The organism is Streptococcus sp. HMSC072D05 (assembly GCF_001815805.1).
Taxonomy (GTDB): domain Bacteria; phylum Bacillota; class Bacilli; order Lactobacillales; family Streptococcaceae; genus Streptococcus.
Genome location: NZ_KV821991.1, coordinates 1 through 702, shown reverse-complemented (window position 1 = coordinate 702; position 702 = coordinate 1). Strand labels below are relative to the sequence as shown.

The 702-nt window shown below is 30.5% G+C and carries 1 protein-coding gene; it reads left to right on the top strand.

The window, feature by feature from the left end; translation table 11 throughout:
• Window positions 1-507 (top strand): MFS transporter (locus tag HMPREF3057_RS01865; protein WP_142350330.1); only part of this gene is annotated, 507 nt, incomplete at its 5' end.
• Window positions 508-702 lie beyond the last annotated feature (195 nt).

Below are 702 nucleotides of genomic sequence, written 5' to 3'. Positions count from 1 at the left end.
GAAAAGATTAATCATCTTTCATCTTGGCAAATAGGATTAGTTAACCTTACTTCTCCTTTAGGATTAGTACTTACTTCAAAAATATCTGGTAAATTAATTTCTCGCATTGGCAATATTGTATTAATGACTACAGGACTAATTATTATGATTGTGGCATATACAAGCCTAGGATTATTACAATATATATTAAATCCAGTGACAATAAGCTTATTATTACTAATATATGGTATAGGAGGAGGTTTTTTCCTACCGTCTAATACTTCAGCAATAATGGAAACTGTATCTCAAGATATGCAAGGTACTGCTGGAGCTACACAAAGAATGGTTCAAAATATAGGTATTGCTTTTTATACAGCAGTTACTTCATTATTTATCAGTAATTCATCAAATTCAGATAAACTCATAGAAGGGTCAAGTCATGCATGGTTATTTGCATCAATAACACTCTTTTTAGCATTATTACCTTTTTTATTAAAAATATTAAAGACTAAATATGAACCTAATTAATATATTTATAACAAATAATACTTCTTTTTCTTTATTAATAGTGGCTATCAATTAGCCACTATTTTTTCGTCAGAAAAAATCATAAGGGGATTGGGGAGTATCCCCAACAAGCAGGCGACGCTACCACGTTAGTGGCTAGCAAAGCCAATGCTTGCCAAACCACTATATTACTTGATGAAATTTAGATTATCATAT